Annotated in this window: 2 protein-coding genes and 1 pseudogene; all 3 read right to left on the bottom strand. The window is 42.2% G+C overall.

Going from position 1 to position 2,405, the window contains the following annotated elements; translation table 11 throughout:
* Positions 1 to 49 precede the first annotated feature (49 nt).
* Positions 50 to 991 carry a LysR family transcriptional regulator gene (locus LC574_RS35870; RefSeq protein ID WP_229458381.1) on the bottom strand — a complete coding sequence of 314 codons (942 nt, stop codon included), beginning with the start codon at positions 989 to 991 and terminating at the stop codon, positions 50 to 52.
* 240 nt (positions 992 to 1,231) lie between these two features.
* Positions 1,232 to 2,020, bottom strand: coding sequence for a BMC domain-containing protein (locus tag LC574_RS35865; protein WP_229458380.1), 789 nt, complete (start codon positions 2,018 to 2,020; stop codon positions 1,232 to 1,234).
* Positions 2,021 to 2,077: 57 nt separating this feature from the next.
* Positions 2,078 to 2,405, bottom strand: a pseudogene (locus tag LC574_RS35860) (transferase); the annotation flags it as partial.

The raw sequence follows: 2,405 nt of genomic DNA, 5'->3' as shown, positions 1-2,405 counted from the left end.
CGGTCTAGCCGTCAACCCCTTTAGGTAATTCGTAATTCGTAATTACGAATTAGCCGTGAGTTGGTTCAAGCGTACTAGAAGCACTATCAGCGTTTTTGTCTACAAAATTCTTCGCCGCATCCAAGAGATATTCATAATAGGCACGAGCGACGATCGATAGCTGTTTACCAGATGGGTAAACCATGTACCAATTTCGGTGAATGGGAAAGTGTTGTACATCTAAAATGCTAAACTCTGAGGCGTCTAATAGTAAGGTATGACGGGATAAAACAGAAATTCCTAAACCACCTGCGATCGCTTGTTTAATTGCTTCGTTACTTCCCAATTCTAGCTTGACTTTTACTGTAACCCCCTGTTCTTCAAATAGACTTTGGACGGCGCGACGAGTTCCTGAACCTGGTTCCCGCATAATAAAAGGTTGGTTAGACAGGCGTTGGATCGGAATATTTTTTTCCTTGGATAATGGATGATTAATTGGTGCAAAGACGATCAAAGGGTTTTCCAAAAATGGTTCACAAGTCACATCCATATTGTCTGGAATTTGGCTCATAATATATAAGTCGTCCAGATTATTATTCATCCGTTCCAAGATTTGTTCGTGATTCGTTACTTGCAGAGAGATATCAATCCCTGGATAAAGTTGGCAAAACGGCCCTAACAAACGTGGGATAAAATATTTTGCTGTTGTAATTACTGCCAAACGTAATTGTCCCTGTTTTAGCCCTTTTAAATCTGCAACCTTCATTTCATACTGGGCTATATTTTCAAAAATCTGCCGACAAGTAACAAATAATTCTCGTCCTGCCTCGGTGAGATACAACCGCTTCCCCACTTGCTCAAATAATGGCAACCCTACAGATTTAGTGAGTTGCTTGATCTGCATCGAAACGGTAGGTTGGGTGAGAAACAATTCCTCAGCAGCGCGAGTAAAGCTACTGTGCCGTGCTGCCGCCTCGAATACCTTTAACTGGTGCAGCGTCGCTTGCTTCAAAGGTGGTTCTCCTGTAAATAGCTATTCATCGATATAAAACTAGTATTACTGAACACTTGCAAATGCTATAGCAATGCTCATAGAAAGTTATGAGTTTTATTATAGACAAAACTCTATTACTTCTATTAAAAGAAAAGTATTTTATTTATAGATTTAAGAAGCTATTATCAGAACAACAAGAAAAGCGTAAGATTCCTTCCACTTCCCGATGAATGATGATTTTCCCAAATTCATCTATCATCATTCATCATTCCATAATTCTTCGGCAATTTTTGTCGGTAGTTTGGTTAAATCTGGTAATCTTAGTACCTCAATTTCGGCAACTTGTTCTTTAATATTCACTGGTAAGTTTAACGGTTCGCGTTCTTCTATCCAGCAGCTTGCTAATGGCAAAGTTTGCTCCATCTCATCTAGCGGTCGGGGAATTACCATTACTGCATTTAATTCCCCAATGCGTTCTGCCTCAAACATCCCTGCTTCCACTGCTACTGCTACATTTGCTACGGAACCCCGAATAATGGCTGTACACAATCCCCCACCAATTTTTTCATAAGCTGCCAAATGAACATCAGCAGCTTTAAGCATGGCATCACACGCTCCTACCATCGCCGGAAATCCTCGCGTTTCTACCAAACCAATTGCTTGGTTACTCAGACGGCTGTAATTCCCCTCTTCCATCAATTTAGTAAAACGAGTTGTGATGGGAAGTACTATATCTAGGTTGGGATAAGGTCGGGGAATCACCAAGCTAGAAACCAACTGACCAAACTGTTCAGCCGTTTGGACACCAGATTCTACGGCAAGACGCACGTCAGCAATTCCACCTCGGATGATCGCAGTACAATGCCCGCCACCAATTTTTTCATACCCAACTAGATGAACTCCTGCTGATTTCAGCATCATATCCGCCGTCCCAACTATTGCTGGAAAGCTGCGGGTAGAAACTAAACCCAAAGCAGTGTCCTGGAAGGTTTCTTGACTACTCGCTCCCTGTCTGGTTATCATAGACCGTTGATTAGATGTTTCCATTATGAACTTTCCCAGATAATCACAAAGCCGACAACTTACAATTAACACTTACTCGGACTAATCGTCATTTGGGTCGCTCAAGGATTGTCTATGGGGAAACAATGTAGTCAACAGCCTGTGTATGCTCCCTTGCCCATAAATTTGAGTCCCGAAACCGTTAGAGGGTTCTGTAGCTAGCTGATTGGGGTCTGAGTCATTTTCTGTAGACTCTTGGGCGGATTGTTGCAAGGTGGAGTTAGCATCATTGGCGGTTTCCTCTACAGGAGGAGGCTGGCTTTCTGGAGTGGCGGGAGATTTAAAGTAAGAAATCGACTTATTTTGTTTGAAATCCACAAAAGCCGAAGCTGAGAAGTTAGTTGAGGAAGTTACCTTTTCCTTACCTTCC

Source organism: Nostoc sp. CHAB 5715, from assembly GCF_020829685.1.
Classification (GTDB): Bacteria; Cyanobacteriota; Cyanobacteriia; order Cyanobacteriales; family Nostocaceae; genus Nostoc.
The sequence above is the reverse complement of the archived record's forward strand: the minus strand, read 5'-3'. Positions and strand labels throughout refer to the sequence as shown.